We start from the raw sequence: 26,618 nt of genomic DNA on the forward strand, positions 1-26,618 counted from the left end.
TAATGATTATACTAGGACTTTCTGCTCACTTTCACGATTCATCGGCTGCAATCATTATAGACGGCAATATTGTTGCAGCTGCTCAGGAAGAACGTTTTACGCGTATAAAACATGACAATTCTTTCCCAATAAATGCCTGCCGCTTCTGTCTTGAATACGCAGGCTGTAATATCACTAATATTGATACTATAGTTTTTTACGAAAAACCACTTATTAAATTTGAACGCTTCATCGAAACTCAAATCTTATATGCACCCAAAGGTTGGAAAACATTTCTAAAAGCTGTTCCTATATGGCTAAAAGAGAGATTAAACCTCCGGGACCACATACGCAAAGAATTCAAACGAAGTTTTGGTTTCTCACCACTGAATATAAAATTTACTGAGCATCATTTATCCCATGCCGCTCTGGCATATTATTTGTCTGGTTTTACTAACACCGGAATACTTGTAATTGATGCTGTGGGAGAATGGGCTACTACCTCCCTCATGGAAGCAAAAAATGGTAAAATAAGAGTTATCAAAGAGCAGCATTTTCCTGATTCTATTGGGTTACTTTATTCTTCATTCACTTATTTCCTAGGGTTTAAAGTTAACTCAGATGAATATAAAGTTATGGGATTGGCTCCATATGGAAATCCCCATTCAGAAGAAACACTACAATTTATTTCAATAATTGAAAATGAGTTAATCACTATTCAGGACGATGGTGGGCTATCTATCAATAATAACTATTTCAGTTACACTTACGGACTTAAGATGATTAACCTCTCCAAATGGGAAAACTTATTCCATATAGCCTCAAGAAAACCTCAAAGTGGTATAACTCAGTCACATCGAAATTTAGCGTATGCTATTCAAGCCGTCACACAAAAAATCATCTCACGATTGGCTGTACATTTAAGAGAGAGCACTGGCTGTTCTAATTTATGTATCGTAGGGGGCACAGCCTTAAATTGCGCTGTTAATGGATTTATTCAAGATTCCAAAATCTTTGAACATTGTTTTGTACCTTATTCTCCCGGTGATGCTGGTGGAGCTATTGGAGCAGCATTAACAATATATCATTCTACGCATCCTAAGCAAGTACCCAATGCTAATGCTAACCCATTCATCGGACCAGTATATGGCGACACAGACATAGAATCAGCTATTGTCAAAAATAAAATATCCTATACAAAATTAGAATCAAGCGGACTATTAACACAGAAAGTAGCTTGTCTTTTGGCTAAAGGTGCAATTGTTGCATGGTTTCAAGGAAGAATGGAATTCGGACCGCGTGCCCTTGGTAACAGAAGCATCCTTGCTGATGCAAGAGTTCAAGATATGAAAAAAAAGATAAATGCTTCTATAAAGTTCAGGGAAGAATTCCGACCTTTCGCTCCAGTAATTCTTCAGGAAGAAGCGGATAAATACTTCAATATGCCAAATAATGATTCCCCCTATATGATGTTTACAGCAACAGCTAAGCATCTAAAAAGCGATGAATTACCAGCTGTAATCCATATAGATAATACAGCCCGCGTACAGACTATTACTAAGAAAGATAATAAGTTATTTTATAACCTATTGAGTGATTTTCATTCAATAACAGGTTGTCCGGTACTTTTAAATACTAGTTTTAATATTATGGGAGAACCTATTGTATGTTCGCCTGAAGATGCTATACAAACTTTCCAAAAATCAAATATTGATTTTCTAATCATAGGAAATTACTTAATTACAAAAAATAGATAAGACGACATGACTTTTTTGAAAGAAATTTTTCAGTATATCATAAATCGCAAGAAATGGTGGTTGGCACCTATTTTATTTATTCTACTTATAGTAGGGCTTCTTGTTATTTTCGCTAACTCAGCTGTTGCACCATTCATTTATTCTTTATTCTAATGAAAACGATTATTAAATTATTCCACGGCTTCTCAAATATCATAAAACAGGCAAACAAGTATATCATAGCTTGTTTCCTCATACTAATTTATTTCGCCATAATAGTCCCCTATTCTTTATTCATCAAAAAGAAAAGAAAGATTTGGCATATTCGTAATCATGAGTTTGTTAGTTCGGACCATGATTATATGTGGTGAAGTGATTATTACATCACAACTGGAGAGAGGTAATTAGAGGAAAAAGTCAGCTTAAAACTGTATATAACGTTTACCTGAGGAGAAAAACACTTACCCAAATAGCCATAATGTACAATAACTATACCATGCGGCGATATCTTTATTTCAAGAATATCAATCCAGTACCAGATATTGATATTTAAATACTTTAATATAAAATATAAGGCAACTAATCCATTGCGAGTTAGTTGCCTTTTTTCTGTGGAAATACTCAGTAAATACCTCTCACCTAATATAATTAAAGAGAGCCTCCCTCACTCTAGCCCAAAAGTTTTTATTGGATATTTTTTAGCGGTAGAGCACTTCCATTATTAATAAATTCTCAATAAACTTACTGAATAAACTATTATATATACTTTATTTGTATTCAAAAAATTAGTATCTTTGTACTCAGCTATGTTATAGTTCTTCTTTGTACATCAACAGCAAAGCAGCACAATGCATTCAATTTATTGATAAATAATAAGATACATAAAAAATGAGAGTTGTTTCACTTTTTAACAATAAAGGCGGAGTAGGTAAATCAACTTTAGCTTTTCACCTATCGAATATCTTAGCAGAAAGAGGACATAAGGTTTTAATGATTGACTTGGATCCCCAGTGTAACTTAACAATTTGTGGGATGAATGAGGAATTACTTCACGAAATTTGGCGTGAAGAAGACTTATTTATAGATGACTTTGAAACCGCAAAACAGAATAAATCCCAAGAAGAACTTTCTGATATTCTTTCTAGAACAAGAACTATTCATTTTTTATTAAAGCCAACAGAAGACGGACAAGGAGACTTATCTAATTTACCACCGGCTTATTCAGTTAGAACTAATTTAGATTTAATACCAGGAAGGCTTACTGTTTACCAATATGAGAATAAAATTTCTGAAAGATGGAGTGGAGCATATTCGGGAGATCCTCTTTCAATAAGGACGATTACAAAAATTCGAGAACTTGCAGAAAATTATTATTCAATTAATAATTACGATTTTATTATTATCGACACCTCACCAAGCTTAGGAGCTTTGAATAAAGTTATAATTTCTATGGTTGATGGTTTCTTAATCCCAGCTCTCCCTGATATGTTTTCATCGTATGGAATACGAAATATAGGTAATGCATTGAATAATTGGAAAAAAGAATTTAACACTATATATGGATTAATATCTGAAGATAAGAGATTAAGATTTCCCGAGAATTTTGTAAGATTTTTAGGCTATACAATTTATAATGCAAAAAAATATTCGGGTAATTCTCCATGGGATTTAGCACTTGCTCATTATAACTATGCACAAGAAATTCCTGCAATTATAGAACAATGTATAGATATTGATGTTAGAGGACATTTATCAGAGGAGCAAGCTAGAAATCCGATGGGTGGAACTGCCGTTATGCATTCACATAATACACTCCCAAATATGGCGCAAAAATACAAACTTCCAATATGGGCAATTCCTTCATGTCCAAATCTTGATATAGAAGATAAAGGAACAATTATGGGGAATAGAAAAATATATGAAGCTACGAGAGAAAAATATATTGAATTCTCTGATAGTTTTATTGAACGTGTCAATACCCTAAACTAAGTGTATATGAACTCTGATATTGATAAAGCTGTCGATGCGTATGTCGTCAAACAATTTGAATATGAGCAATTTTTAGCGGGTGTCTTAGTTTTCTTTCAGAAACATCCAAATTTAAACACAAATCAATCACCTATAATTCATTCTATTAAGTCTAGATTGAAAGATCCTACACATTTGAAAGATAAGCTATTACGAAAGCAGGAGAAGGGAAGAATTATAACGGAAGAGAATATTTTTAATGAAATTACTGACTTTATTGGAGTTAGGGTTCTACATTTATATCAAGATCAATTCCCTGCTATTCATAATGCTATAATGGAAAAAATAGATAGTGGAGATTGGATTTTTGTCGAACAGCCTAAGGCATATACTTGGGATCCAGAAACAGTGAAATTTTACGAGGAGTTAAATTTAGAAACAGAACTGCGTGACACATATTATACTAGTATTCATTACCTAGTTAAGCCCAATAATAAAAATGCTATCTGTTGTGAGATCCAAGTTAGGACACTTTTTGAAGAGATATGGGGAGAGATAGACCACACGATTAACTATCCACATCCAACAGAGAGTATCGCCTGTAAAGAACAGTTAAGAGTTTTATCAAAACTAGTCTCAACAGGAACTCGATTAGCAGATTCTATTTTTAGGTCACACAAAGAACATTTAACAAGGTAAAAAAGATCAATCACATACTTATATTTGGTTATATTGAATTATCATAGAAGGCAAATGGAAATTCTCAAAGTCTCTATTTACCTTCAAGCATTTTATTCTTAAAGGGGGACTCTCCATAATATTAATTGCTCTAGTTGTTCTCTTTCTATAGAGCTAATATTAGGATAATAGTTGATTCATTTACATTTCTCTTCCACCCTCAAACAAAGGAAGTAAAGGGACGTTTCAGTGGTTTGTCGGAAAAATTGTCGGTAATTGGCTATATTTTACTATATATAGTTTTATTTGTTCAAGAAATAGTCAAAATAGGTATTTCAATTTCTCTGACTCGACTTGCTAATGTTTTTTTGAAAGTAGGAAAGGCGATAAAAATATATACTATTTATACATATCAAGATATAGAAAACTCTTTTCAAAATTATTTTGCTTCAATAATACAATCAATCCTTTCTTGCTCTTTCTTTATAAACTCATATAATTCTTTTTCAAATGTCGGCTTAAGGACTTGAATTTGGCTAGATATTACTGATTCAAAAATGTTCATTACATCTTTAGCTATATCTACTATATTAGTTCTTTGCTTGTAAATATCAGATATTATTGGTGTATATTCAGGACTAAGTTTTTTACATGTTGCTGCCATTTGATTTACTATATTTGTCATAAATGCAGCTTGCTCTTCTTTTGTGATTTTATCTTTGGATTCTAAAAATACATGTAGTGGGTTGATACATCTTATCCATTGTCCATAAATTTCTCTAATCGTATTTAGACGAGTCAACAAGATATTTGCAGTAGGATAGTTTTTCAATTTTATCAGTTGGATATTTAGTCGGATATTGTTTAATAAGTCTTGATCTGCCATATAATCAAGTTTGCGTCTATCCTCTGTTGTAAATACTTTATCTATCCACTTTGAAGAAAAGTCTAGAACATCAATCGGTTTTATAGAATGACTTATTTCTAAAATATTATTTACCATTTCATCAAGTTTTTTTTGCTCTTGTTCTTGACGAATTAGTAAAATTTGAAGGTTACGATTCTCTCTATTCTGTTTATTAGATACGCTTATAGCTCTAAAAGCAATTATCATAGCAATTGCAGTTGCTATTGATCCTATAGTAGTCCAATCAATTGTATATAAATCAAGATTTATCATATTTATAGTATTTGTTGTAATTTATCATATAACAGTTCCAATATCGTCTTCGATAATATGAACCAAAAAACTTTATGAGAAACTTATCATGAACACAAAGATAATATTTTAGGAGAATAATGTAAAATTATCGTTTTATATCTATCTCATTTATATTTCTTTGCCTGCATCTTTGAATATCAACCTTAGACCGATAATTTGTAAGTCCCCTTTTAGTCTGGTTATTTGAAAGAAAGAAAAACAATCTTGTTAATATCCGCTAAGAAGCTATATCAATAAAAGCTATTTAAGCTTGAGGCTTACTAACAGTCTTAAAGCTTATATGAAACTCTTCCGAGTGCAAAACTAAAAAGGGGATTACCTTTTTCCAACAACTTGTTGGACGGCTTCTTTCTTTCCTTCGTATATATTACAAACTTAATATCTGTGGGAGAAAGATAAAGAAAAAACGGTCGGATTCATTTAAACAGAATACGGCTAACCGTTTATTAGGACGAAGTTTAATATTACAACTGTCTCAAATCAAACGCATAACTATAATCAATCAAGCTATGCTGTTTTTCATTTTGGCGCCACGCTTCCTCAGCATGACTCATTTCCGAAATTTCATTAGCCTTACTCTTCTCAAAATGAACTAATACACATTGTAAAACCTCTAATTCTTCAACTGTAAATAAAGACTGTTCAAATTGCTCAACAGTTGTAATTATACTTCCAGAATAACCATTTCCCAAATTTATAATTTCCTTTTTTAATCCGTCCAAGTTCTCATATATAGTACTATAACGCACAGGAACAGGCCCATAACTTATAGCTTGGTATTGTAACCCGCTAATACCTTTACCATATTTCTTATAGGAAAGAAAATCAGAATAAAATAATAATTTATTTAGTTTTGTTTCAAAAACTCCTTGTAATGCAGATGCAAAAAAGACAATAATCTGCTTAACCTTCTCGGGAATGACAGAAGCATACCCATTCATACTTGAACGTAAAGACAAATGGTTGTGAAATATAAATTCATTTATTTTATTCTCAAAACAGGAATTATTTAATAACAGTTCCTTTACCCTTTTTTCAATTTTAAGTATCTCATCATTGGGAAACTGATTTTGAGCAAGTTTCAGAATTTCCAAAAAGAAATGAGGATCTTTCAAAGCTGAAATCATTTTTCCATTAGACACACTAGGCATCTCTCCTTCTTCGTATTTTCTATATTGGTTATCTCCGAAACCTAAAAGTTTAGACATACGAAGTGCAGATATACCATATAATTCCCGGACCCTTTTTATTTCATCCGGAAATGGTATTGCATATTTCTGACGATACAAATTATAAACTTGATTCATATTCAATTGATCAAGTTCAGTTGTAGTAAACTCTTCATTTGTATCCTTACATCTATAAAAATGATATACTATCTCAAAATTGTCTTTTCGAAATTCAAATGATTGCTTTTCATGACACAATACAGCGTCACCACCTGTAAACGGACTTTTCATAACTTCTACTTTTTATTTTTGAAAGGATATTCTATTTTTCTCTCAGCCAAATGAAAGGAGACACAGATTGGAAAATTTGTTCCAGTACCTTTACTTATTTTGATATAGACCTCCTTTTTATCTACGGACTTGCCAAACTCCCAAAGTTCTCCCATATAATTCAATTTATCTTCCGTAGGACCTTTATAATAGTCTTCAACTCTCAAAGACATTATTATCTTTTCACGCATAATTGCCGAAATTTCCAAATCAAGCAAAGCTTGCATATTCTTCTTTCTATCTATGCGAAAGATAATCCCGAAAACCCTAGCCTTATCTTTAAATTCTTTCAAGAATTTATCGACTGTTTCTATATCCATATCTAAAATATCTTTATGCAAAGATATGAATAATATAGTATGATACAACAATTTTTCAACTTTAAAGTTGAAAAATCCTCTATTAAAGAACTATATACTCAAGGAATATTAATATTAGTCCGAAAAGTTTAACTCAAATCAATTTTCCTACCTTTGCAAAATTAAACATCATAAGAATTATAAAGATATGACATTTCCATACTAAACTCGAAATATTTTTATTACATTCACATCATGAAATGCAGAATTATACTCAAACTATTAGCAATTCTCTTTTTTACAGGATGTTATAACAGAGAACAGATTTCCCGGCTTGACGAGGCGGAAGCACTGTTACAAAATAAGCCGGATAGTGCCTTAACAATATTACAACAACTCAAATCGGAAGGCAGCCAGGCTGAACAGGCTAGGTATGCGTTGCTTTATTCAGAGGCTTTAGACAAGAATCATATTAAAGCAACAAATGATTCGCTGATTCGTCGGGCCTGGGAGTATTACAAACATCATCCCAAAGATTTACGCCGTCAATGCAAGACTCTCTATTATTGGGGAAAAGTCAAACTGCGTGCAGGAGACAAGCCGGGAGCGTTACGCCTTTACTTGAAAGTTGAAGAGAAACTGAAAGATACCAATGAGCCTTATTATGCGGGGCTTTTATACAATCAAATCGGTGAAGTGTATTATGACCAGATGAACTATAGCCGGGCTTATCATTATTTTCGTGAAGCTCGCAATAACTTCCGGCAATCTGATAACACTCGCGAAGAAACAGAGGCAACTCTTGATATGGCAGCCGCAACTTTCAATTCGAAAGATATGGAGAAAGCCATGCGGCTCTATTCTGCCGCACTCGATTTGGCCGATGAACACAAGTACGATAAGTTAGCCAAAGCCAGTCTCACCAATCTTGCTTCTCTCTATGTGGTGTCAGGCAAGAAACAAATTCCTCATGACCTGCTGCAACGTATCGAACTTTCTGCCCGGCAAGATACGCTCTACGGATATCATACGTTAGTAGATGTAAATCTACTGAAAAACCGTATAGACAGCGCACGCTACTATCTGGCACTTGCAGAGGCACATTCTACCGATATTCGTGATATGGCAGACCTGCAATACACCGCTTATCGGATTGAAGCGCAGGCCAGAAACTTCGAGAAAGCAACCGAGAAGATACATCATTATATCTATCTGACTGACTCTCTGACGCGCTCGAATATGCAATTTTCCGCCGGTATGGTGGAACGTGACTATTTCAAGGAACGCTCCAATTTTGCCGAATACCGGATGAAGAACCGTACTATCTGGGAGATTGCCGTAGCAAGCGTAATTTTTCTGATAATAGGTGTAGCATACTACATCATCCGTCAACGTCTGCGCCTGCAACGCGAACGTACCGACCACTACCTGCTATTGGCGGAAGAAGCCAACTTCCAATACAAAACCCTGACGGAACACATGGAAGGACAGCGCAATGCGGAAAGCCATTTAAAGGGTTTGATAGCTTCACGCTTTGACATCATTGACAAACTGGGAAAGACTTACTATGAACGTGAGAACACCACATCACAACAGGCTGCCATGTTCCACGAAGTGAAACAGATTATCACCGATTTTGCAGAGAACAATGAAATGCTCCAAGAGCTGGAACTTATCGTAAATACCTGCCATGATAATGCTATGGAGAAGCTGCGGAATGATTTTCCGTCAATGAAAGAAGCTGACATACGGCTGCTTTGTTATATTTTTGTAGGTTTCTCGCCACAAGTAATCAGTTTGTTCATGAAAGATACGGTAGCTAATGTATATGCTCGCAAGTCACGGCTCAAATCACGTATCAAATCGGCAGAAACAGCCAATAAGGAGTTGTTTTTAGCACTTTTCGGATAGGTGTTAGACCTGTGTTAGAAATCTTAGAATACATCTTATACAACTCATTGAATATCAACACACTTTAAATTAGAGTGTTAGATTTGAAAGATTGCATCATAACCCATATTTGATGCAATCTTACTACTTTTGTATTCGAAAAATTAGAAAAAAAAGAAAAGATTATGAAGAAGATTGTTATTCTATTAAGCGTCATGCTTTTCATGGTAGCATGCGAAAAAGGAAACGAAGAAATGAAAGAAGCAAAAGTAGTGGTAGCCGTTTATGATGAGAATGGAAAAATTGCAACGGGCGTTCCCGTAAAAATGTATAATGAAAAGGATTATAAGATTTTTGAAAAAGATAATTTAACCTTGCCAACTGCAATTGCCCAGACAAATGAAAGTGGTATAGCAACCTTTGTATTGCCACGAGAAGAATGGTTCGCAACGCAGTCGCAACGGTTCCTGACATTCGTGGTACAAGAAGGGGGTGGCCCTGACAACTACCAGATATGGTCTTCCGGCAAAACCGTAGAAGCCGGAAAAGTCGTAAAGGTAGAAATACGTTTAACCCAATTCCCTAACTAAACTTTTATCATATGAAACAAACTAGACTTTATATAATTACAGCACTTTGCCTGCAAATGGTTCTGGGAGCAATATTACTAAGTTGCAGCACCGAAAATGACGAATACAAGAAAGATTCACCTTCGGCAGCAAATCCTGCTGAACCTGTAGGAGCTTTACTAGAGGATTTCTCCATAGAACAATTGCCCGCAAAAACGATTTATGCATTAGGAGAGAATATAGACTTAACCGGCCTTAACGTGACAGGTAAGTATGATGACGGGAAACAACGACCTGTGAAGGTTACCCCGGAACAGCTCAGTGGTTTCTCATCATCTGCCCCTGTTGATAAACAGGAAGTAACCATAACGATAGAGGGTAAACAGAAAAGTTTCTCCGTGCAGATTTCTCCTGTCCGTGTAGAAAATGGAGTGTTGACGGAAGTATTGAAAGGGCATAATGAAATCATACTTCCCAATAGTGTGAAGTCAATTTCAAAGGCTACTTTCAGAGGTAGTCAAATAAACAAGGTGGTGTTCAACGAAGGGCTGCAATCTATCGGAGATATGGCTTTCTTCAATTCAACCGTTCAGGAAATTGTATTCCCGACGACTCTGGAACAACTTGAGGAAAACATTTTCTACTATTGCCGGAACTTGAAAAAAGCGGATTTAAGTCGGACGAAACTCACCAAACTTCCCGCCAGCACTTTTGTATATGCGGGCGTTGAAGAGGTGCTGCTGCCTGCGACACTAAAAGAAATCGGAGCACAGGCATTCCTTAGTACTTCTCAATTAAAAACGATTGAGATTCCGGAGAATGTAAGAACAATCGGGTTGGAAGCATTTCGGGAAAGTGGCATTACCACTGTGAAATTACCGAATGGCGTTACAACCATAGCGCAAAGAGCCTTTTATTACTGCCCGGAATTGACGGAAGTGACCACCTACGGAACTGTTCTCAATGAAAATCCCGAAGCTATGATTCACCCCTACTGCCTTGAAGGGTGTCCGAAATTAACTCGCTTCGAAATTTCTAAAAGTATCCGGATATTGGGACAAGGACTATTGGGCGGTAATAGAAAAGTGACTCAATTAACCATTCCGGCAAACGTCACACAGATTAATTTTTCAGCTTTCAATAATACAGGTATTAAGGAAGTAAAGGTAGAAGGGATAACACCTCCACAGGTATTTGAAAAAGTATGGTACGGATTTCCGGACGATATCACCGTCATTCATGTTCCTGCCGAATCTGTGGAGAAATACAAGAATGCAAATGGTTGGAAGGATTTCACAAACAAAATAACAACATTTTAATAATTCTCTGATTTTTCGATTATAACCGAAAAAAGTTGGTTTTATATCAACTTTTCCGGTTATAATCGAAAATTTCATTTTATCAGGTCACGTGTTAAATCTCCCCATTCACGCCTAAGCCGAACAAGGCGAAATCGCCCAGGCAAGGATCATCCGGGAAAACTTCAGCCAATGCTGTCGTTATCTGACGGGCATTTTTCAGAGAAAAGGTTTCTGTATCCGTCAACTTGAAATAATGTGCTACCCGGCAGACGTGTGTATCCAAAGGAACAATCAGTTCTTTACGGTCAAAGCTCTTCCAAATTCCAAAATCAACTGCCGAATCCCGGCGAATCATCCAACGCAAAAACATATTGAGTTTCTTTTGAGGACTTTTAGCGGATACTTCAAGGAATGAGCACAACTTTTCCATAGGTATTCCTGAGTACGTATTCAAGGTTTCTTCCAGGTTTTCAAACTGTGTATAGGCTGCATATAACCGCCGGAAGTATCCATAAAAATCGGCATACGACAGCATACGATAGAAGCTATTGGTTACTCCCGAAGGGAAATCGACCTCCCACTGGCGGGACAGCACATACTGATAAGGCGAATCCCCCATCAACCTGTGCAGTTCGTCCGCTTTCTTCAATATCTGTTTGCGATTGCCGAAACTCATAATTGCGGTCAGCAAGCCACTGATTTCAATATCCTGTTTCAGCGTATAGCGATGAGGGAATTGTACCGGGTCGCTCGTTATAAAGTCTGCGCAATGATAAATCTCCGCACACATCAAAAGTTTATTCTTTATATCTTCAGTCATTTTGAGAATGTATCTAGTATTGAAAATGCAAAAGTACATATTCTAGCCGGATTTCTTCTTTAAGTAGATAACGGATTGTATTCCCAGGAGAATAACAAACAGGTATTCCGCCGTCATATACACAGTGAGGGAAGCATGGAAATATTCACTCAACAGATACAGGTAAATCAGATACACCAGAATAGTGATTAACTGGAAGACAAATGCAAGCTGTGTCTTTCCCGTACCCGTTACAGCATTGATATAAACATATCCGGGCAATGCAAATGTATAATTCAACAGCATGACTATAAAAGGGCAGAAGGCCAGTTTTACCAAATAATCATTATTCGTATAGAATCCGATAATCCATTGATTGCCCCAAAGAGCTAGCACTATCAATGGAAGTCCCACGGCATAACCCAATTTAAGAACTTTACGGCAGACGGGGAAAAGTTCTTTCCCCTGCCCCGCCCCAATCAGATTGCTGACTAATGAACCGGTAGTGGATGCAAAAGAGTTGACTATCACAAAGAAAACGGTAGAAACGCTACGGGTAATATTGGAGATGGCAAGCTCTGTCTTTCCCAAATGTTCGATAGCTACGAAGAACAGGAACCAGGGAGCAACGCTGATAAAGGCATGGAGCATGCTCCAAACAGAAAGTCTTAATAATTTCATTAATAACTTCCTGTCGTAGACTATTTTTAATCCATATTTCACTTTGTCTATCTTCGTCCACATATATAATAGAAGTATGACAAAGGCTCCAAGCTCTGCTAAAGAAGAAGCCATAGCTGCTCCTGATATGCCTAAATTCAGTTTGAAAATTAGTAAATAGTTAAAAGGGATGTTGATGCAGATAGCTGTAATGGCTGCTACGGATAACGCCTTGGTGTTTGTTATCCCTACCAGAAAGGAGCGTAAAGCTAAAAAAGGAAATGAGAATAACAGTCCGAAGCTACGCCAGTCCAGATACTGAATCACTGCTTTATAGATTTCATCAGAAGTAATCAACTGTCGCAGGATTAAGGGAGAGGCAAAGTGGAGCAGCAGGCAAAGAATGATTGCCAACCCTGACAGAAAATATAATCCCTGAAAAAAGGTATGTCCTGTCTCTTTATACTGCTGTTCCCCGTTTCTACGGGCAATCATCACCTGCATCCCGATACTGAACCCGAAGCCCAGCATATAAACGGCCAAATAATAGATTCCGGCAAGTGCGGACGCTCCGAGTTCGACTTCTCCCACATGCCCAAGAAAGACAGCATCGGTGATATTGATTAATTGTTCCATGAGTATGCTCATCATCACAGGAAAGTTGATGAGCCATATTTGCTTATATGTATAATTCATCGCTCAACTTAAAAATAACACGATACGGCATACCACATTCTCATAGCAGTACACAGTTTCGCAAGTTTATAAAAATGGATATAAAACTCTTTGACAGGCGAGTAGCTGCCTGTCTAATAGCTGAATAGCCTTATTAGAAGTGGCGCTATTCGTTGAGCGTAGCTAGATACAGAGTTTCATAAATAGATGAATATTGTTGGTTTATCAATCAATTACAATTACGCTACAAAGATAGCAAATATTATTTCATATCCCAATGTGGTACGGTATTGGCAGATTATTTATAGTAAGGAAATGCTATATAGCCATTGATTACAAGATTAATAAATTGATTTATAGAGATATACCCGATTTCAAAGCAAAAGAATGATACTATCCAATCATTCCCTTTTGAAAAAAGGCATATCATTTTGAAAAGAGTAACAACCAATAAATAATCAGACAACGATGAAAGTTTGCAAATTTGAAAAAATTAAAGATGAAGATGATATCAAGCAAGTTATCAACTGTATCCGGCAGGAACATCCTTATGTAGCCGTACTTCCTGTATTGACACAGTTGCAAGAATGGATGCAGGCTATCTCCGCCAGTTGGTTCCACGAAGAAGACGAAGCTTCTCATACCACTGTTAATGCTATTGAAGAATATTGTTATAGCCTGACCAATCATCTCATCACAGAACCGCAATTGAATCAGGATATGAAAATCCGTATCCGGGAGTGCATAAAGAAAATACATGCGTTGGTAGAGGACAAGGCTGATTTACTGATTGATAAAACAATAAAAGCTGAAATATACGGACTGTCCAGTGATTTATTCACTTACTGCTTGCGCCAACAGGGATTTCGTGCCCAAACGCTGGATACCGGTAAATTTATGCAAACCAATCTGGAAAGGAAACCGGATATCCCTTATATCCAGGAATCTATCCGTCAATATATCGACGAAAACCGGAATATCGAGCTTTTTGTCGCCCCGCTCTCTATCTGCAAGAATGTATATGGTGAAACGGACTTCATGAGCGAAAGGCGTAACGACTACTACGCAACAGTGCTCGCTACCATTTTTCAAGCGGACGAAATAGTCTTATCCACCCAAATCAACCATATCTATGCAAACCGGAACTGCCGGAGAGAGCAGCACTCACTGACCTATACGGAAGCCGAACAACTGATTAACAGCGGAGTTTACCTGCTCTACGCGGATTGCATCACCCTTGCGGCACGTTCCAACATGGCCATCCGCCTGACAGATATCCATGACCTGACAACCGAACGGCTCTATATCTCCTCTCACGACACAGGTGACAGTGTCAAAGCAATACTTTCGCAGGACTCAGCCACCTTTGTACGCTTTACGTCATTAAACGTATTGCCCGGCTATTTGCTAATGGGGAAATTACTGGAAGTCATCAACAAATATCAAATAAACGTCGTTTCAATGGCTTCATCCAACGTATCTATCTCCATGATGCTGACAGCCAGCAGTGATACCCTGCGAATAGTCCAAAGGGAACTGCATAAGTATGCTGAAATGGTCATAGACGAAAATATGTCCGTGATACACATCATCGGCTCACTTCACTGGGAACGCACGCAGGTAGAAAGCCATATCATGGACACTATCAAGGACATTCCCGTATCTCTCATTTCTTACGGGGGAAGCGACCACTGCTTCACGTTATCCGTGCACACCACAGATAAAAACAAGCTTATCAACTCACTGTCCAGACAATTCTTCGGCAACCAGTGCGCAGCCTGACCCGAAAAAAATACCGGGGAGCAGATTTATCCACTCCCCGGTATTTTTTTCTTTTTACTTTTATCCATACGTATTGACATTTTATTATCAATAAGCTAATAAAACTTCAATGACGTTCGTTTACAAAATCCATACTATCCAAAACTGAAAGGAAAGGCGCTTTCGTCGGATAAAGCTATCAATCCATTTTTTCGTTGAATACAAATTTTGTTCTCTCTTGCCAGCCAACCGGCAGCTAATGCTGTACTCTCTACGCTAAGGTTTAATCTTCTCGCCAATTCTGGTATTGAAATTTCACCAAATTCCTTTAGGGCGCACCAGACCTTTCCGGCGTTCGTCCCTACTATTCTTTTATCCATGGCTATTATTTATTTAATAATTTGGTTACAATATAGCGATTTTAGCAATAGATTATAATCAAAAGAGCGTTTTTTATTTCAGGTTTTGACATTATTTAAAACATTAAAATCCATATCACCGCAAACGGTTAAAAATATGGTCATTTTATATACAGTTATACCATACTTAAATACACAAAATATTAAAATAAATTATCAAACAAAGGGATAATAAAGCATCGTCAACAAATAGATATTCTACAAATAAGCAATATCGGACAAGTCTGTTCCCTTTTTTACCAGTACCTTTGCAAAGTGAAATAACAATCAAACTATGCAACAGAAGAAAACAACGAAAGAAGAGTATCAAAAGTGCGTAAATGTCGTAGTGGAATATATCAATCAGCATTTAGGAGAAGATATTGATTTAAAATCGCTGGCCAAGGTTTCTAATTTCTCTCCTTTTTACTTTCACCGGATAATGAAAGCATTTCTCGGTGAACCGATTGGTACGTTTATTGTCCGGACGCGGACAGAAGCTGCCGCACGCCTGCTCCGCTACTCGGATATCCCGATTGCCGATATTGCCTATCGCATCGGATATTCGTCTCCCTCTTCATTGTCGAAAGTATTCAGGCAGTTTTATGGGATTTCACCTTTAGAGTATCGAAACAATAAAAACTTTGTAATTATGAAACCAGCGATTATCAGACCGGAATTGGAACTGAAAAGTGAGATTAAGAATGTACCTGCAAGAAATGTGATTTATATCCGCCTGTCGGGCGACTACAAACTGAATGATTATGGCGGAACCTGGGGACGGTTGTGGCAGTTTATCAAAGAACAAAACCTGCCAATGGGGGATTTCAGCCCGCTTTGCATCTATCACGACGACCCCAAAGTGACACCTGCCGAGAAGTTGCGTACAGATGTATGTATGGTAATGCCTGTTCAGGTAGCGCCTAAAGGCGACGTAGGATTCAAGATGCTTCCTGCCGGACGTTATGCCATTTTCCTTTATAAAGGGCCGTACGACAACCTGCAAGCAGTGTATGACACTATTTACGGAAAATATCTGCCCGAAATGGAATGTACGTTGCGCGACGAAGCCAGTGCCGAACGTTATCTGAACGACCCGTGCAAAACGACTCCCGAAGAGTTGCTGACGGAGATTTATATTCCGGTGGAATAAAATGGAATAAGAAGTATAAAATACAGGCGTGCCACTCCGTCTTGGCACGCCTGTATCAACTTAGCTCATTTCCATTCCCGATGAATGGGAATTACGATGTACAGATAATCTTCCTCTCCTTTATCTGTTTTTATCAGTTTTATCAGTTATCTGTCGGCATATAGCCCCACTCGATTTCCTTCACTGTCGGTAAACAGAGCAAACCAGCCTCTGCCTTCTACTTCTATTTTCGTTTTGGGCATCACGACTTTTCCACCTTTCTGAAGCACCTTTTCTAATGTCAGGGTAATATCTTCACAATTAAAAGAGATAATCACTCCTTTCTCCGAAGGAAGATAATCCGGCGCGTAGAAAATAGCTCCGACCGTCTCCCCTTCTTCGGTGAAACACGCCATTTTTTCTTCTTCACATTCAAAAACGGGAAGTTGCACACCCAGCACCGTTTCATAGAAATCGACAGCCCGACGAAAATCGACAGAAGGAATCTCGAAAAATGCAATAAACTTTTTCATTTTGTTTCTTTTTTATGGTTACTACTAAGCCTTTGCAAAGACATTGCAAAAGTAGGGCAACCCGTCGGGCCCTGATAGGAAAAAAGGGACATCTTCTAAAGTTCGGAGAAATAATCGGAATAGGGAGCACAAACGGAAAGATACTCGGCAGGCGTATAGCCTGAAAAGAGCTTGAACTCCTTTATCATATGCGACTGGTCGGAGAATCCGCACTCATAGGCAAGCCGGGCAAAAGGAACTGCCGGATTCTGTTGCAACAGGAACAGCGCACGCTGCATACGTACAATACGGATAAACTCTTTAGGAGTCGTCCCCACGTAATCGGCAAAAACCCGACCGAACTGTTTGCTGCTCAGGCAAGCCGCTTCCGACAACTGCGAGATTTGAATCTGCGGCTGATTATTGATTTCTTGAAAGACAGCGGACATTCTCTTCAAATTGTATTCGGAAAAAGAATATAAACGACGGAGAAAGAATTGTTCTATCAGACGGATACAAGCCGTATTGTCGGGAGTATCAGCGACTTGTTTCGATAAGTCCGAGAGTCCGGCATCTCCCACTTCATCCATAGGTACATTCTGGCCGTGAAACAAGTTGACGGGAATATGAAGCAGCACCTTTGCCGCATAAGGCTGAAAGACAACTGTTATCATCTCTATCCTTCCCGTAGACACCACATCGGAAAAGCCGACCGACTGCCCGCAAACAAACGACTGCGGCTGCAACCGCGATTCGTTCTGTAAAAAGAGCCGTTTGCCTTTGTGAAACACGAGCTGGATGCAACCGATAGGCAGAGTCCGCTCGGAAACAGTATCCACCGCATCATCCTGCAATATCCAGTAATGCCGGATATAAGGAGCCAGTACGGAAACAGGAGTGATAATTTGAAATGATTGCATACGGCAGATTTTCTACTTTTTAAGTTGTAACCGTTTTTTTAGGTTACGACTGCAAAAGTAGAAAGTTTGCCGGATAATGTATTGTAAAAATGGGACATTCTTTTATTTAAAGAAAACCATTATTTAAAGAAAACCATTTGCGCAATTGAGGGCATAGGTTCATCCATCATACTTTCACCGGTGAAGTTCCAAGAAACCCGGTTATCATAAGAATCGAGCGCAAGCCAATTGAAAGAGGCGGCACTGAAATAGCCTACTCCGCAGAAAAGCACCCAGGCCGTTTTTCTATCTGTCGGTTCGCCCACCTCACATTTTATGCGGAATATCCAGTTATCCCTCGCATACAGGGACGGATTCAGTTCAAGCCCCGTCTGCACCAGATTTCCCGAATAAATTTCTCTTGAAGACATTTCCTCTGATGAAATATCCAGTAAGGAAACGACCAGATTATCCGACAAAGTTGTGAAACCGGCGCTTTTCAGTTCGATAGGCGAATCATTATTAATCCGGTCTACAAATATTTGGCTGCTTGTACACATCACTACATAATCTACCGTATGGGAAGATATACTCTGCGAAATCCTTTCATTCAGTCGGAGCAGACTTTTTTCATACCTCGATGCACTTAGGGAATTCACAGCGTTCAGTTCTTCAAGGTCGGAATTCGTGATATAAGACAGAACGGTGCTTTTCTTGTTCGGATTAATGTAATACTTCTGAACCGGTTCGCTGATGTCTACGAATTTATTCAGGACATGGACATCGGACTCGTAAGAGTTACCCGCCTCGGCAGGAGTGTCAATAACAAAGTTGTCACTACATCCACACAACAGGATGAGAAAAAGTAAAAAGCCTAGTTTAGTTAATTGCAGATTCTTCATAACATACAGGGTTTGGTTATCTTTTCCTATTTCATAAAATAGTTTAGTTTTATGGCAACAAAGTTATGGGAAAGAAAATAAAAAAGTCTTGAACGAATTCAAGACTGCAATTGATTTATATCGGATATAAATATTATTAACAATAATTCCCGCTATCGTGCCAATGGTGGCAGGATAGCGGGAGTCTGTTTCTTTAGATAACGGAAAGGCCGTATTCGTAGGCATCGGACATTGCATTGTAATCTGCGTCCGAGTAAGCGCCTTTGTCCCTGGCTTTCTGCATATCCTTCATAAAGGATTCTACGGAAGAGAGAAAACTCTGATAGTTTTTCAATTCTTCGTCATAACCGGTAACGGCAGGAAGTTTCTTTGCGGCTTCCAGTTCCTTTTTCAATTCTGCCATTTTCACGTCAATCCGCATGCCGTCCATTGCGTGTTTACGGGAGTAGAGGTTCATTATACTTTGTACGGTGCCCGACATTTTACGCATAGCCATTATCTGGTCTTTCAACGGCTCGTCGGCGAGAAGTTCTTTTTCCGCCTGTTCCGTCAGAGGGCTTAATATATCGAAAATCACTTGTTTGTATTCGGACATCGCTATGCTCAACTGATAGTTCTCTTCCAAAAGCTTAGTGGTTTCCACCTTTTTGTTATCCTTGCGGTAAGCCAGGAATTTATCAAAATTAGCGTAGAACTGTGCTCTCGAAGTAAATAATCCCCTATAATTCTGTATCAGATTTTGACGAACTTCATCATTGAAGTAGACACCTGGATTCATCAGTTCCGCAGTATCCCTGGCCGAGACTTCCGGCGGCGCAATCGGAGCTACTTCGGGCACTTTTCCCGTCTGCTCCATATATCCCAATACCGCATTTATATCTTTTGCATTAGCTACATGCCTCAAAACAATGAGTGATGTATGATAATAATTTATCACTTTACTGGCGTCGTCCAACTCTTCAGGAGTAGCTGAGGACGCAACCTGCTTCTTGTTCCCTCCCGAACAAGAAACCAACAAGAAAGCACCGACAAGTGCCCCTAACAACAAGATTCTTTTCTTCATAATGTTCAGTTTATTAAGTCTTTCGTACTATAACAATAAAAATCGTTTTTTGTTATAACCAAACAATGCATATCGGATAAGTTAAAAAAGAGCAGGAAAGTCCTAGATGTTATTAGCGATGGTTGAGGAATAAACAATCACAAGGAGTATAAAAACAAAAAATGGCTACTCATCACGAGCAACCAATCTTTTGTTAACCTTAAATCTAATACTTATGAAAAAAACACATTACAAAGGTACTATCTTTCTGGTAAATAGCAAATTTCAGGGTGAAAACGGGTGATAATATAACACGGTTTAATACTCTCGGAAGCGCATTAACATTTCAGACTTCACACGTTAACATTTAACATATTCATTCACAATCATTGCTTATCACATTGCCTGGAATCAGGCTTCATTCTTTTTTCTGCCCAAAAGAGGATAAATAAGATTCATTTTACGTAACTTTGAAGTATGATAATCAGTGCCAGCCGCCGGACGGATATTCCGGCATTTTATTCATCCTGGTTTTTCAACCGGATTAAAGAGGGATATGTATTAGTGCCTAATCCTTTCAATCCAAAGATGATTAGCAAGGTCAGCCTCGCCCCTGCCGTAGTAGATTGTGTCGTGTTCTGGACGAAGAATCCGGCTCCGATGATTGACAAACTGGATAAATTGCAGGATTACAAATACTACTTCCAGTTCACCCTCAACCCTTACGGTGAAAAGTTGGAAAACAACTTGCCCTCTATCGCCAAACGAATAGAAACCTTCAAACGGCTCTCCGACAAGATTGGAAAAGAGAAAGTCATCTGGCGTTACGACCCGATATTAACGAATACAGAATTTAATGTAGCTTTCCATAAAGAAGCATTTGCACAAATAGCCGACGGGCTTAAAGACCATACGGAAAAATGTATGCTGGGATTCATCGACCATTATCAGCATATCCGCAATGCGGTAGGACAATTCAACATCAATCCTTTGACAAAAGAAGAGATTGAAGAAATGGCTGTTTCTTTCAAGAAAACAATAGATGCATATCCGACCGTCCAATTAGATACCTGCACCACTAAAGTGGATTTGAGACATCTGAATATCCCCAGTGGCCTGTGTATCGACAAAGAACTGATAGAAAGAATTATCGGCTGCCCGATTCTTGCCAAGAAAGATAAGAATCAACGGAGTATCTGCAACTGCATCGAAAGCATCGACATCGGTACGTATGAAAGTTGCCTCAACGGGTGCATCTATTGTTATGCAATCAAAGGCAATTACAACACCGCAGAATATAATATGAAGAAGCATGATAAAAACTCTCCGCTTCTTATCGGGTATTTATCTGAAAACGACGTGGTGAAAGAACGGGAAATGAAAAGTATGAAGAATAGCCAGTACTCACTATTTTAAATGTTCTCCCGAATTTAAGGGCATAAAAAAAGGCTATCTATCCCAGACAGCCAATCTTTTGTTAACCTTAAATCTAATACTATGAAAAACACATTGCAAAGATACGGACTTTCGGCTTATCTCCAAATTTATCGGGCAAAACGGGGTATCTTATAACATGGTTTAATAGAATCGGAATCCGATTAACATATAAGTAGAGTGGCGTTAACATTTAACAGTTTTCTTAAATATATAGGAGTGGAAAACTAAGAGAGATGCAAAAGTTTTCAAACTGGTTGGCGAATCTTATTAAAGAGAGTTTAAGGTGAGTAACAAATCTCCCGCCCGTTTGTTTAAAATAGAAGGTAACCATCAAATTCCCATTATATGAATAGATTCGAAAATAAGGTAGTCATCATCACCGGTGCTGCCGGCGGCATTGGCGAGGCAACCACACGCCGTATTGTTTCTGAAGGCGGCAAAGTAGTCATTGCCGACCACTCCAAAGAAAAAGCAGAGCAACTTGCTGCCGAACTCACTCAATCGGGGGCTGACGTACGTCCCATTTATTTCTCCGCTACCGAACTGCAAAGCTGTAAAGAGCTGATTGATTTTGCAATGAAAGAATACGGGCAAGTGGACATACTGATTAACAACGTAGGCGGAACCGACCCGAAACGTGACCTGGGTATCGAGAAACTGGATATTAATTACTTCGACGAAGTATTCCACCTGAACCTTTGCTGCACTATGTATCTCTCCCAACAAGTGATTCCTATTATGGTGGCGCACGGCGGGGGAAATATCGTAAACGTAGCATCTATCAGCGGAATGACCGCCGACGCCAACGGGACTTTATACGGAGCCAGCAAAGCGGGTGTCATCAACCTGACTAAATATATCGCCACCCAACTGGGCAAGAAGAATATACGTTGCAACGCCGTAGCACCCGGACTGATACTGACTCCCGCCGCCCTGGATAATCTGAATGAGGATGTCCGCAACATCTTTTTGGGACAATGTGCCACGCCTTATCTGGGTGAACCGGAAGATGTGGCAGCTACCATTGCCTTTCTCGCCTCGAACGACGCCCGGTATATCACCGGACAGACAATCGTCGTAGACGGCGGATTGACTACTCATAACCCAACCGTGGAATTATCATAATAGAGAAACATCTTATTAACTGCGAATAAGATATTCATTCGCATGGATTATTTCCCCCGTTGCCTATTCGGTTTTCGTTTGACTTAACTCAAGCGAGCGTTCGACTTAAGTTAAGCTATCGCTTGACTTAAGTCAAACGAAAACTGAATCGCAGGTTGAATAAATAATTTATGAAGCCTGGTTTCTTAAACAATGCATTGCCACAAACTAGTTATTGCATCGCATTACCGAGCATACAATTCTCCCGCCGCCCCCATATTTCATCATTCTTTTCCAAATTCAGAGTAGCCGCATCAAAAAAAACTCTTTTCCCTCTCCATGTTACCGGTAGGAAACATACCTTTGTGACCAACCAGTAACAAGACTATAAAAGTATGGAAAAAGAGATTACCAAAAACAGGCAGGCAACGGAACTTACCTTGATTAAAGCCGTCGATGACATCATCGAGGAAAGTGGCTTCGAAGGATTAGGCATCAATGCAATAGCAGCCAAGGCTAAAGTTTCCAAAATGCTTATCTACCGTTATTTTAACTCACTAGACGGGTTGATAGCAGCCTATATCCAACAAAATGACTATTGGATTAACTTCAATGAAGAATTGCCGGATAAAGAACATTTATCTGAATTTATCAAGCAAATATTCAAAAGACAAATCGCCCGGCTGCGGGAAAGTTATACACTGAAACGGTTATATCGCTGGGAGCTCTCAACAGACAACAAATTCGTGAAAGAGCTGCGCGACAAGCGGGAAGAGAAAGGACTCTGGCTGATAGAAGCCGTCAGCAGGCTTTCAAAGCATCCGCAAAAGGAAACTGCCGCCGTAGCTTCCATTATCACAGCGGCTATCAGCTATCTGGCGCTGCTCGAAGAAAACTGCCAGGCATATAACGGACTCAAGATACAACAGGAAACCGGTTGGGAACAACTGGAAGAGGGGATTAATTTACTAGTAGACCTTTGGTTACAAAAAACAACTTTAACGAAATGAATAAAATGACGATTATGGGATTATGGTTCTTCTCTCTATTGATTAATAGCGGATGCAATCAGGAATTAATAGATTACAACACCGACGACCTCAAAATATCTATCGAAAAGGGTGAGGAATGGATGCATGACTTTCCGCTATTCTTAGGTATCAATAAGAAGAATCCGCCACAAATTGCTATTTGGACGGAAGATATGGAAGGAAATTATTTATCCACTATTTATGTGACGCATAAAATAGCCACTCAATCCTGGCAAGCTTCCGGCGGAAACCGCAGAAAAGAGACTCTGCCACATTGGTGTCATCAGAGAGGTGTTCAATATGAGGACGGACTGTATCTTCCGACAAAGAAATCGCCATTCACCGACGGAGTCAGCGGAGCAACTCCAAAAGGCAGTTTTGATGTACGGATAACTCCTACGGGTAAGGTAAAGAAGTTCATTGTCAAAGTAGAAATCAATCATTCTACAGATTTCAATGATGCATATCCGAAATCCGCCAAAGAAGGAGACGTCCATTATTCCGGCGGAAAAGAGGGAAGCGGACAGCCTGCCCTTGTCTATGCAGCAGAGGTGGATTTAACTTCCGGTGAAAAAGTATTTGCAGCCAAGTTAATCGGACATAGCAGTCCGGACGGAAGCAACGGGGATATAACAGAAGATACTTCTTCGCTCACAACTGCATTACATATTGTCAAAAGCATAACGATATACATACAATAATGAAAAAGTCAACACTCACCTTTATTCTGTTATCCCTCATCGCAATGTACGCCAACGGACAGGCAGATAACAAACATTTCTCTTATACTGTATCTATCGGAACCGGGTTCTCCATGAGCCAACCTTCGCATACACCTTTCATCGGACAAATCATTGCTCATTATCACATCAATCAGCGGTTTACCGTCGGTGCCGGCAGTGGTTTATCTGTTTATGAGAAAGCGCTTATCCCATTATATGCCAACGCACAGTTCTTCATTACCCAACCCAGAAAGCTAACTCCTTATTTGGAATGTAATATCGGCGGCTCATTCGCTGCCGCCAAAGAAACAAACGGCGGATTTTATCTCTCGCCTTCCGTGGGGGCACAACTAAGACTTACTCAAAAGCTGAAAATGAGTGTAGCGTTAGGCTATGAAATACAGAAGTTGGAACGGTTAAAGAAACAAACCGACCCGTATTTCCGTACTGAATTTAAGGAAGAATTATCACACCATTCCCTCACCGTGAAAGTCGGATTAACCTATTGACTAACGTTTCACAATGATTTTATCCACGCATTCATTTCTTCAATGTCCGCCAATGAAGAAGAAAGAGTCTGCCCAGTCTGCAAGGCATCAGAACGAAGGTCAACGCGCATATATCCCCAGCCATCCTCATTGCCTTGCAGATAGCCATACTTCCTGTACTCTTCCAGACAACTGTCTGCGCACTCTCCGTAAAAATCATATTGAAGTTCATCATCTGAAGTCCTTTTATTTGCTATGAATGAACTTTCACCCACCCAGGCAAAGTCTTCCAAATCAACATCTGTGTAAGCAAGTCCCCCTCTATCGAGTACGGCAACTTCTGCCAAACGCCCTTCATCGAGCATCTTGTAAACGCGGACATAACACCCGCCCTCGTACGGACTTTCATCAACAACAAGGAAAAGGCCGGATTTTCCGCAGAACAAAGGAGTATCTATTCCATTGTACTTGTAAACTTCTCCAGTGGCATCGCTCATCGCAAAATAACCCCAGCTTTCGAACCCGGAAAAATGGAAGAAATGCAAACCGTAATCAGATTGGTAACCATCATAATACCATTTTCTAAATCCGTCTTCGTCCTCTTCCAGTGGAGAGTTCAGTAGTGCAAGAGTTCCCTTTTTCCACCGCACGGACAATTGGGCTTTACTGTCTGCATATCGCCCTTTGCCAGGGTCAAGCTGCGTGTTGCAGCTATCCGCTTTCGCAGCCATGTATGCACTGAATTCAAGTTTTCTCACGTCGGCTCCCGTACTGTCATATATACGTACAGGTATCATTTTCCCACTATGGTAGTCATACATACTCTTTCCTATCCGATTGCCGTCTTCGGAATAGTTTTCGATTATAGCACCCGGCGCACCTTTCTCCGAATACGGATAGCTCGCGAAATGGCACAGCCGCCCACCGGAGTAATCTCTTATCTCCAACCGCTTTTGAGAACCGATTGTCACAATACCACGTTTCACGGAATCACATCTGCCATCCGTGAAGCATATCGGCTCGTCGGTTCCTTCTTCAAAATATTGCCGTTTAAGGAGACATTTCTTCTCTCCGTCTTCCAATACATAAGTTTCCTCAATGTGATAGAGAGGATGTCCCTCTGACGCCTGATATTTGTACTCGTAGTAGTCGGGAGCTTTACTTATGTTGTTGGGATTATTGTAACTATCTTCAGTATGGGCATAATACCAACATTCGCTTGGAAACACTTCCTGGTCGTCAATATAATGATTAATCTGCCACAGTCGTCCGTTCGCATGCCATCTCCTTTCTTCTCCGTGAAGTTTCCCTTCTTTATAGTGCTCAAACCAGTCAGGCTTTCCATCGTAGTACCACCGTTGACGCACTCCGTCGAGTTTGCCACGTGTAGCCTGATAGAAGATATGGGGATTTCCGTTGGAATTATAAGACTGATAAAGTTCATGAATACTGTCGAGGGTGATAAAACGGTCTACCATGCAATGGGAAGATATGCTGTAATGGCGTACTGTATCATTTTTTATTCCGTCCTTATAAACAGTTACCGAATAATAGGGTTCTGACATAAAAGAATCCGTAGAACGGAAATAAAAATTCTTGTAAGCTCCATTCATCAATGTATCCTTGTAGAAACAACGTTCCACACCATCAATCTGTTTCCTGCAAATACTGTCGGGTATATATTCCTTTAAGGAAGAGGCTTCCGGTTCTTTTCGCAATGCCTCGGAAAGCGTATCGGGAAGAAGCCAGTCGCTTCCCTTGTAAAAGTCCATAGAAAAAGCTTCTACAACCACAGGAGAGAATCCGTCCGAAGTATTTTCTTTTTCTACAGAAGGGGACTGCGAAGTCACTCCGGTCTTTCCGCCGCATGATAGCAACAGTAATGCGCAGCCATATATCAAAGCTTTTTTCATAC

The 26,618-nt window shown here is 39.1% G+C and carries 25 protein-coding genes; 14 read left to right on the forward strand and 11 right to left on the reverse strand.

What is annotated here, in order from left to right; all coding sequences use genetic code 11:
• Positions 1 to 2: 2 nt before the first annotated feature.
• From BacF7301_RS24560 to BacF7301_RS24570, 4 genes are all read left to right on the forward strand, one after another.
• Entirely contained in the window at positions 3 to 1,736 is a 1,734-nt protein-coding gene (locus BacF7301_RS24560; RefSeq protein ID WP_167966826.1) for a carbamoyltransferase family protein, read from the forward strand.
• Positions 1,737 to 1,742: 6 nt separating this feature from the next.
• Complete coding sequence (locus tag BacF7301_RS26020; RefSeq protein WP_245208298.1) at positions 1,743 to 1,889, forward strand: DUF5989 family protein; 147 nt, start codon at positions 1,743 to 1,745, stop codon at positions 1,887 to 1,889.
• Positions 1,890 to 2,603: 714 nt separating this feature from the next.
• Positions 2,604 to 3,704, forward strand: coding sequence for a ParA family protein (locus BacF7301_RS24565; RefSeq protein WP_167966827.1), 1,101 nt, complete (start codon positions 2,604 to 2,606; stop codon positions 3,702 to 3,704).
• 6 nt (positions 3,705 to 3,710) lie between these two features.
• Complete coding sequence (locus BacF7301_RS24570; RefSeq protein WP_167966828.1) at positions 3,711 to 4,382, forward strand: RelA/SpoT domain-containing protein; 672 nt, start codon at positions 3,711 to 3,713, stop codon at positions 4,380 to 4,382.
• 418 nt (positions 4,383 to 4,800) lie between these two features.
• Here BacF7301_RS24570 and BacF7301_RS24575 read toward each other — a convergent pair whose 3' ends face one another.
• From BacF7301_RS24575 to BacF7301_RS24585, 3 genes are all read right to left on the reverse strand, one after another.
• Complete coding sequence (locus tag BacF7301_RS24575) at positions 4,801 to 5,541, reverse strand: hypothetical protein (RefSeq protein WP_167966829.1); 741 nt, start codon at positions 5,539 to 5,541, stop codon at positions 4,801 to 4,803.
• A gap of 506 nt (positions 5,542 to 6,047) precedes the next feature.
• Entirely contained in the window at positions 6,048 to 7,043 is a 996-nt protein-coding gene (locus tag BacF7301_RS24580) for a type II toxin-antitoxin system antitoxin SocA domain-containing protein (RefSeq protein ID WP_167966830.1), read from the reverse strand.
• Between the two features lie 5 nt (positions 7,044 to 7,048).
• A complete protein-coding gene (locus BacF7301_RS24585) occupies positions 7,049 to 7,402 on the reverse strand; it encodes a type II toxin-antitoxin system MqsR family toxin (protein ID WP_167966831.1) in 354 nt (117 codons plus the stop codon).
• A 234-nt stretch (positions 7,403 to 7,636) separates the two neighbouring features.
• Between BacF7301_RS24585 and BacF7301_RS24590 the strand changes: the two genes are divergently transcribed.
• From BacF7301_RS24590 to BacF7301_RS24600, 3 genes are all read left to right on the forward strand, one after another.
• Positions 7,637 to 9,292 (forward strand): tetratricopeptide repeat protein, encoded by a 1,656-nt coding sequence (locus tag BacF7301_RS24590; protein WP_167966832.1) that lies wholly within the window; start codon positions 7,637 to 7,639, stop codon positions 9,290 to 9,292.
• 164 nt (positions 9,293 to 9,456) lie between these two features.
• Positions 9,457 to 9,861: a hypothetical protein gene (locus BacF7301_RS24595; protein ID WP_167966833.1), complete on the forward strand. Its 405-nt coding sequence runs from the start codon at positions 9,457 to 9,459 to the stop codon at positions 9,859 to 9,861.
• A gap of 11 nt (positions 9,862 to 9,872) precedes the next feature.
• Positions 9,873 to 11,159, forward strand: coding sequence for a leucine-rich repeat protein (locus tag BacF7301_RS24600; RefSeq protein ID WP_167966834.1), 1,287 nt, complete (start codon positions 9,873 to 9,875; stop codon positions 11,157 to 11,159).
• A gap of 94 nt (positions 11,160 to 11,253) precedes the next feature.
• On the opposite strand, the gene BacF7301_RS24605 is transcribed toward BacF7301_RS24600, so the two are convergent.
• Positions 11,254 to 11,961 carry a TIGR02757 family protein gene (locus BacF7301_RS24605; protein WP_167966835.1) on the reverse strand — a complete coding sequence of 236 codons (708 nt, stop codon included), beginning with the start codon at positions 11,959 to 11,961 and terminating at the stop codon, positions 11,254 to 11,256.
• A 42-nt stretch (positions 11,962 to 12,003) separates the two neighbouring features.
• Entirely contained in the window at positions 12,004 to 13,296 is a 1,293-nt protein-coding gene (locus tag BacF7301_RS24610; RefSeq protein ID WP_167966836.1) for an MATE family efflux transporter, read from the reverse strand.
• 447 nt (positions 13,297 to 13,743) lie between these two features.
• On the opposite strand from BacF7301_RS24610, the gene BacF7301_RS24615 reads away from it, so the two are divergent.
• Entirely contained in the window at positions 13,744 to 15,057 is a 1,314-nt protein-coding gene (locus tag BacF7301_RS24615; RefSeq protein WP_167966837.1) for an amino acid kinase family protein, read from the forward strand.
• Between the two features lie 134 nt (positions 15,058 to 15,191).
• Here BacF7301_RS24615 and BacF7301_RS24620 read toward each other — a convergent pair whose 3' ends face one another.
• The gene (locus BacF7301_RS24620) at positions 15,192 to 15,416 is read right to left on the reverse strand and encodes a winged helix-turn-helix domain-containing protein (protein WP_167966838.1); all 225 of its coding nucleotides are present in this window, start codon (positions 15,414 to 15,416) and stop codon (positions 15,192 to 15,194) included.
• A gap of 313 nt (positions 15,417 to 15,729) precedes the next feature.
• Here BacF7301_RS24620 and BacF7301_RS24625 point away from each other — a divergent pair, with 313 nt between their 5' ends.
• Positions 15,730 to 16,587 (forward strand): AraC family transcriptional regulator, encoded by an 858-nt coding sequence (locus tag BacF7301_RS24625; RefSeq protein WP_167966839.1) that lies wholly within the window; start codon positions 15,730 to 15,732, stop codon positions 16,585 to 16,587.
• 146 nt (positions 16,588 to 16,733) lie between these two features.
• Here BacF7301_RS24625 and BacF7301_RS24630 read toward each other — a convergent pair whose 3' ends face one another.
• From BacF7301_RS24630 to BacF7301_RS24645, 4 genes are all read right to left on the reverse strand, one after another.
• Complete coding sequence (locus BacF7301_RS24630; RefSeq protein ID WP_167966840.1) at positions 16,734 to 17,099, reverse strand: VOC family protein; 366 nt, start codon at positions 17,097 to 17,099, stop codon at positions 16,734 to 16,736.
• 95 nt (positions 17,100 to 17,194) lie between these two features.
• Positions 17,195 to 17,998 carry an AraC family transcriptional regulator gene (locus BacF7301_RS24635; protein WP_167966841.1) on the reverse strand — a complete coding sequence of 268 codons (804 nt, stop codon included), beginning with the start codon at positions 17,996 to 17,998 and terminating at the stop codon, positions 17,195 to 17,197.
• Between the two features lie 119 nt (positions 17,999 to 18,117).
• Positions 18,118 to 18,879, reverse strand: coding sequence for a hypothetical protein (locus BacF7301_RS24640; RefSeq protein ID WP_167966842.1), 762 nt, complete (start codon positions 18,877 to 18,879; stop codon positions 18,118 to 18,120).
• Positions 18,880 to 19,072: 193 nt separating this feature from the next.
• On the reverse strand, positions 19,073 to 19,942 hold the full coding sequence (locus BacF7301_RS24645; protein WP_167966843.1) for a DUF6845 domain-containing protein: 870 nt from the start codon (positions 19,940 to 19,942) through the stop codon (positions 19,073 to 19,075).
• A gap of 456 nt (positions 19,943 to 20,398) precedes the next feature.
• Here BacF7301_RS24645 and BacF7301_RS24650 point away from each other — a divergent pair, with 456 nt between their 5' ends.
• The 5 genes from BacF7301_RS24650 to BacF7301_RS24670 all read left to right on the forward strand — a co-directional run bounded on the left by BacF7301_RS24650 (position 20,399) and on the right by BacF7301_RS24670 (position 24,724).
• Positions 20,399 to 21,337, forward strand: coding sequence for a DUF1848 domain-containing protein (locus BacF7301_RS24650; RefSeq protein ID WP_167966844.1), 939 nt, complete (start codon positions 20,399 to 20,401; stop codon positions 21,335 to 21,337).
• Positions 21,338 to 21,703: 366 nt separating this feature from the next.
• Positions 21,704 to 22,483, forward strand: coding sequence for a 7alpha-hydroxysteroid dehydrogenase (gene hdhA, locus BacF7301_RS24655; protein ID WP_167966845.1), 780 nt, complete (start codon positions 21,704 to 21,706; stop codon positions 22,481 to 22,483).
• A gap of 374 nt (positions 22,484 to 22,857) precedes the next feature.
• Positions 22,858 to 23,472, forward strand: coding sequence for a TetR/AcrR family transcriptional regulator (locus tag BacF7301_RS24660; RefSeq protein WP_167966846.1), 615 nt, complete (start codon positions 22,858 to 22,860; stop codon positions 23,470 to 23,472).
• Positions 23,469 to 24,194: a T9SS type B sorting domain-containing protein gene (locus BacF7301_RS24665; protein WP_167966847.1), complete on the forward strand. Its 726-nt coding sequence runs from the start codon at positions 23,469 to 23,471 to the stop codon at positions 24,192 to 24,194. Before BacF7301_RS24660 ends, BacF7301_RS24665 begins: the two co-directional genes overlap by 4 nt.
• A complete protein-coding gene (locus BacF7301_RS24670; RefSeq protein WP_167966848.1) occupies positions 24,194 to 24,724 on the forward strand; it encodes a hypothetical protein in 531 nt (176 codons plus the stop codon). The genes BacF7301_RS24665 and BacF7301_RS24670 overlap by 1 nt, the downstream gene beginning before the upstream one ends.
• A gap of 8 nt (positions 24,725 to 24,732) precedes the next feature.
• Here BacF7301_RS24670 and BacF7301_RS24675 read toward each other — a convergent pair whose 3' ends face one another.
• Positions 24,733 to 26,616, reverse strand: coding sequence for a toxin-antitoxin system YwqK family antitoxin (locus BacF7301_RS24675; RefSeq protein ID WP_167966849.1), 1,884 nt, complete (start codon positions 26,614 to 26,616; stop codon positions 24,733 to 24,735).
• Positions 26,617 to 26,618 lie beyond the last annotated feature (2 nt).

The sequence above is a fragment of the Bacteroides faecium genome (genome assembly GCF_012113595.1).
GTDB classification, from domain to species: Bacteria; Bacteroidota; Bacteroidia; order Bacteroidales; family Bacteroidaceae; genus Bacteroides; species Bacteroides faecium.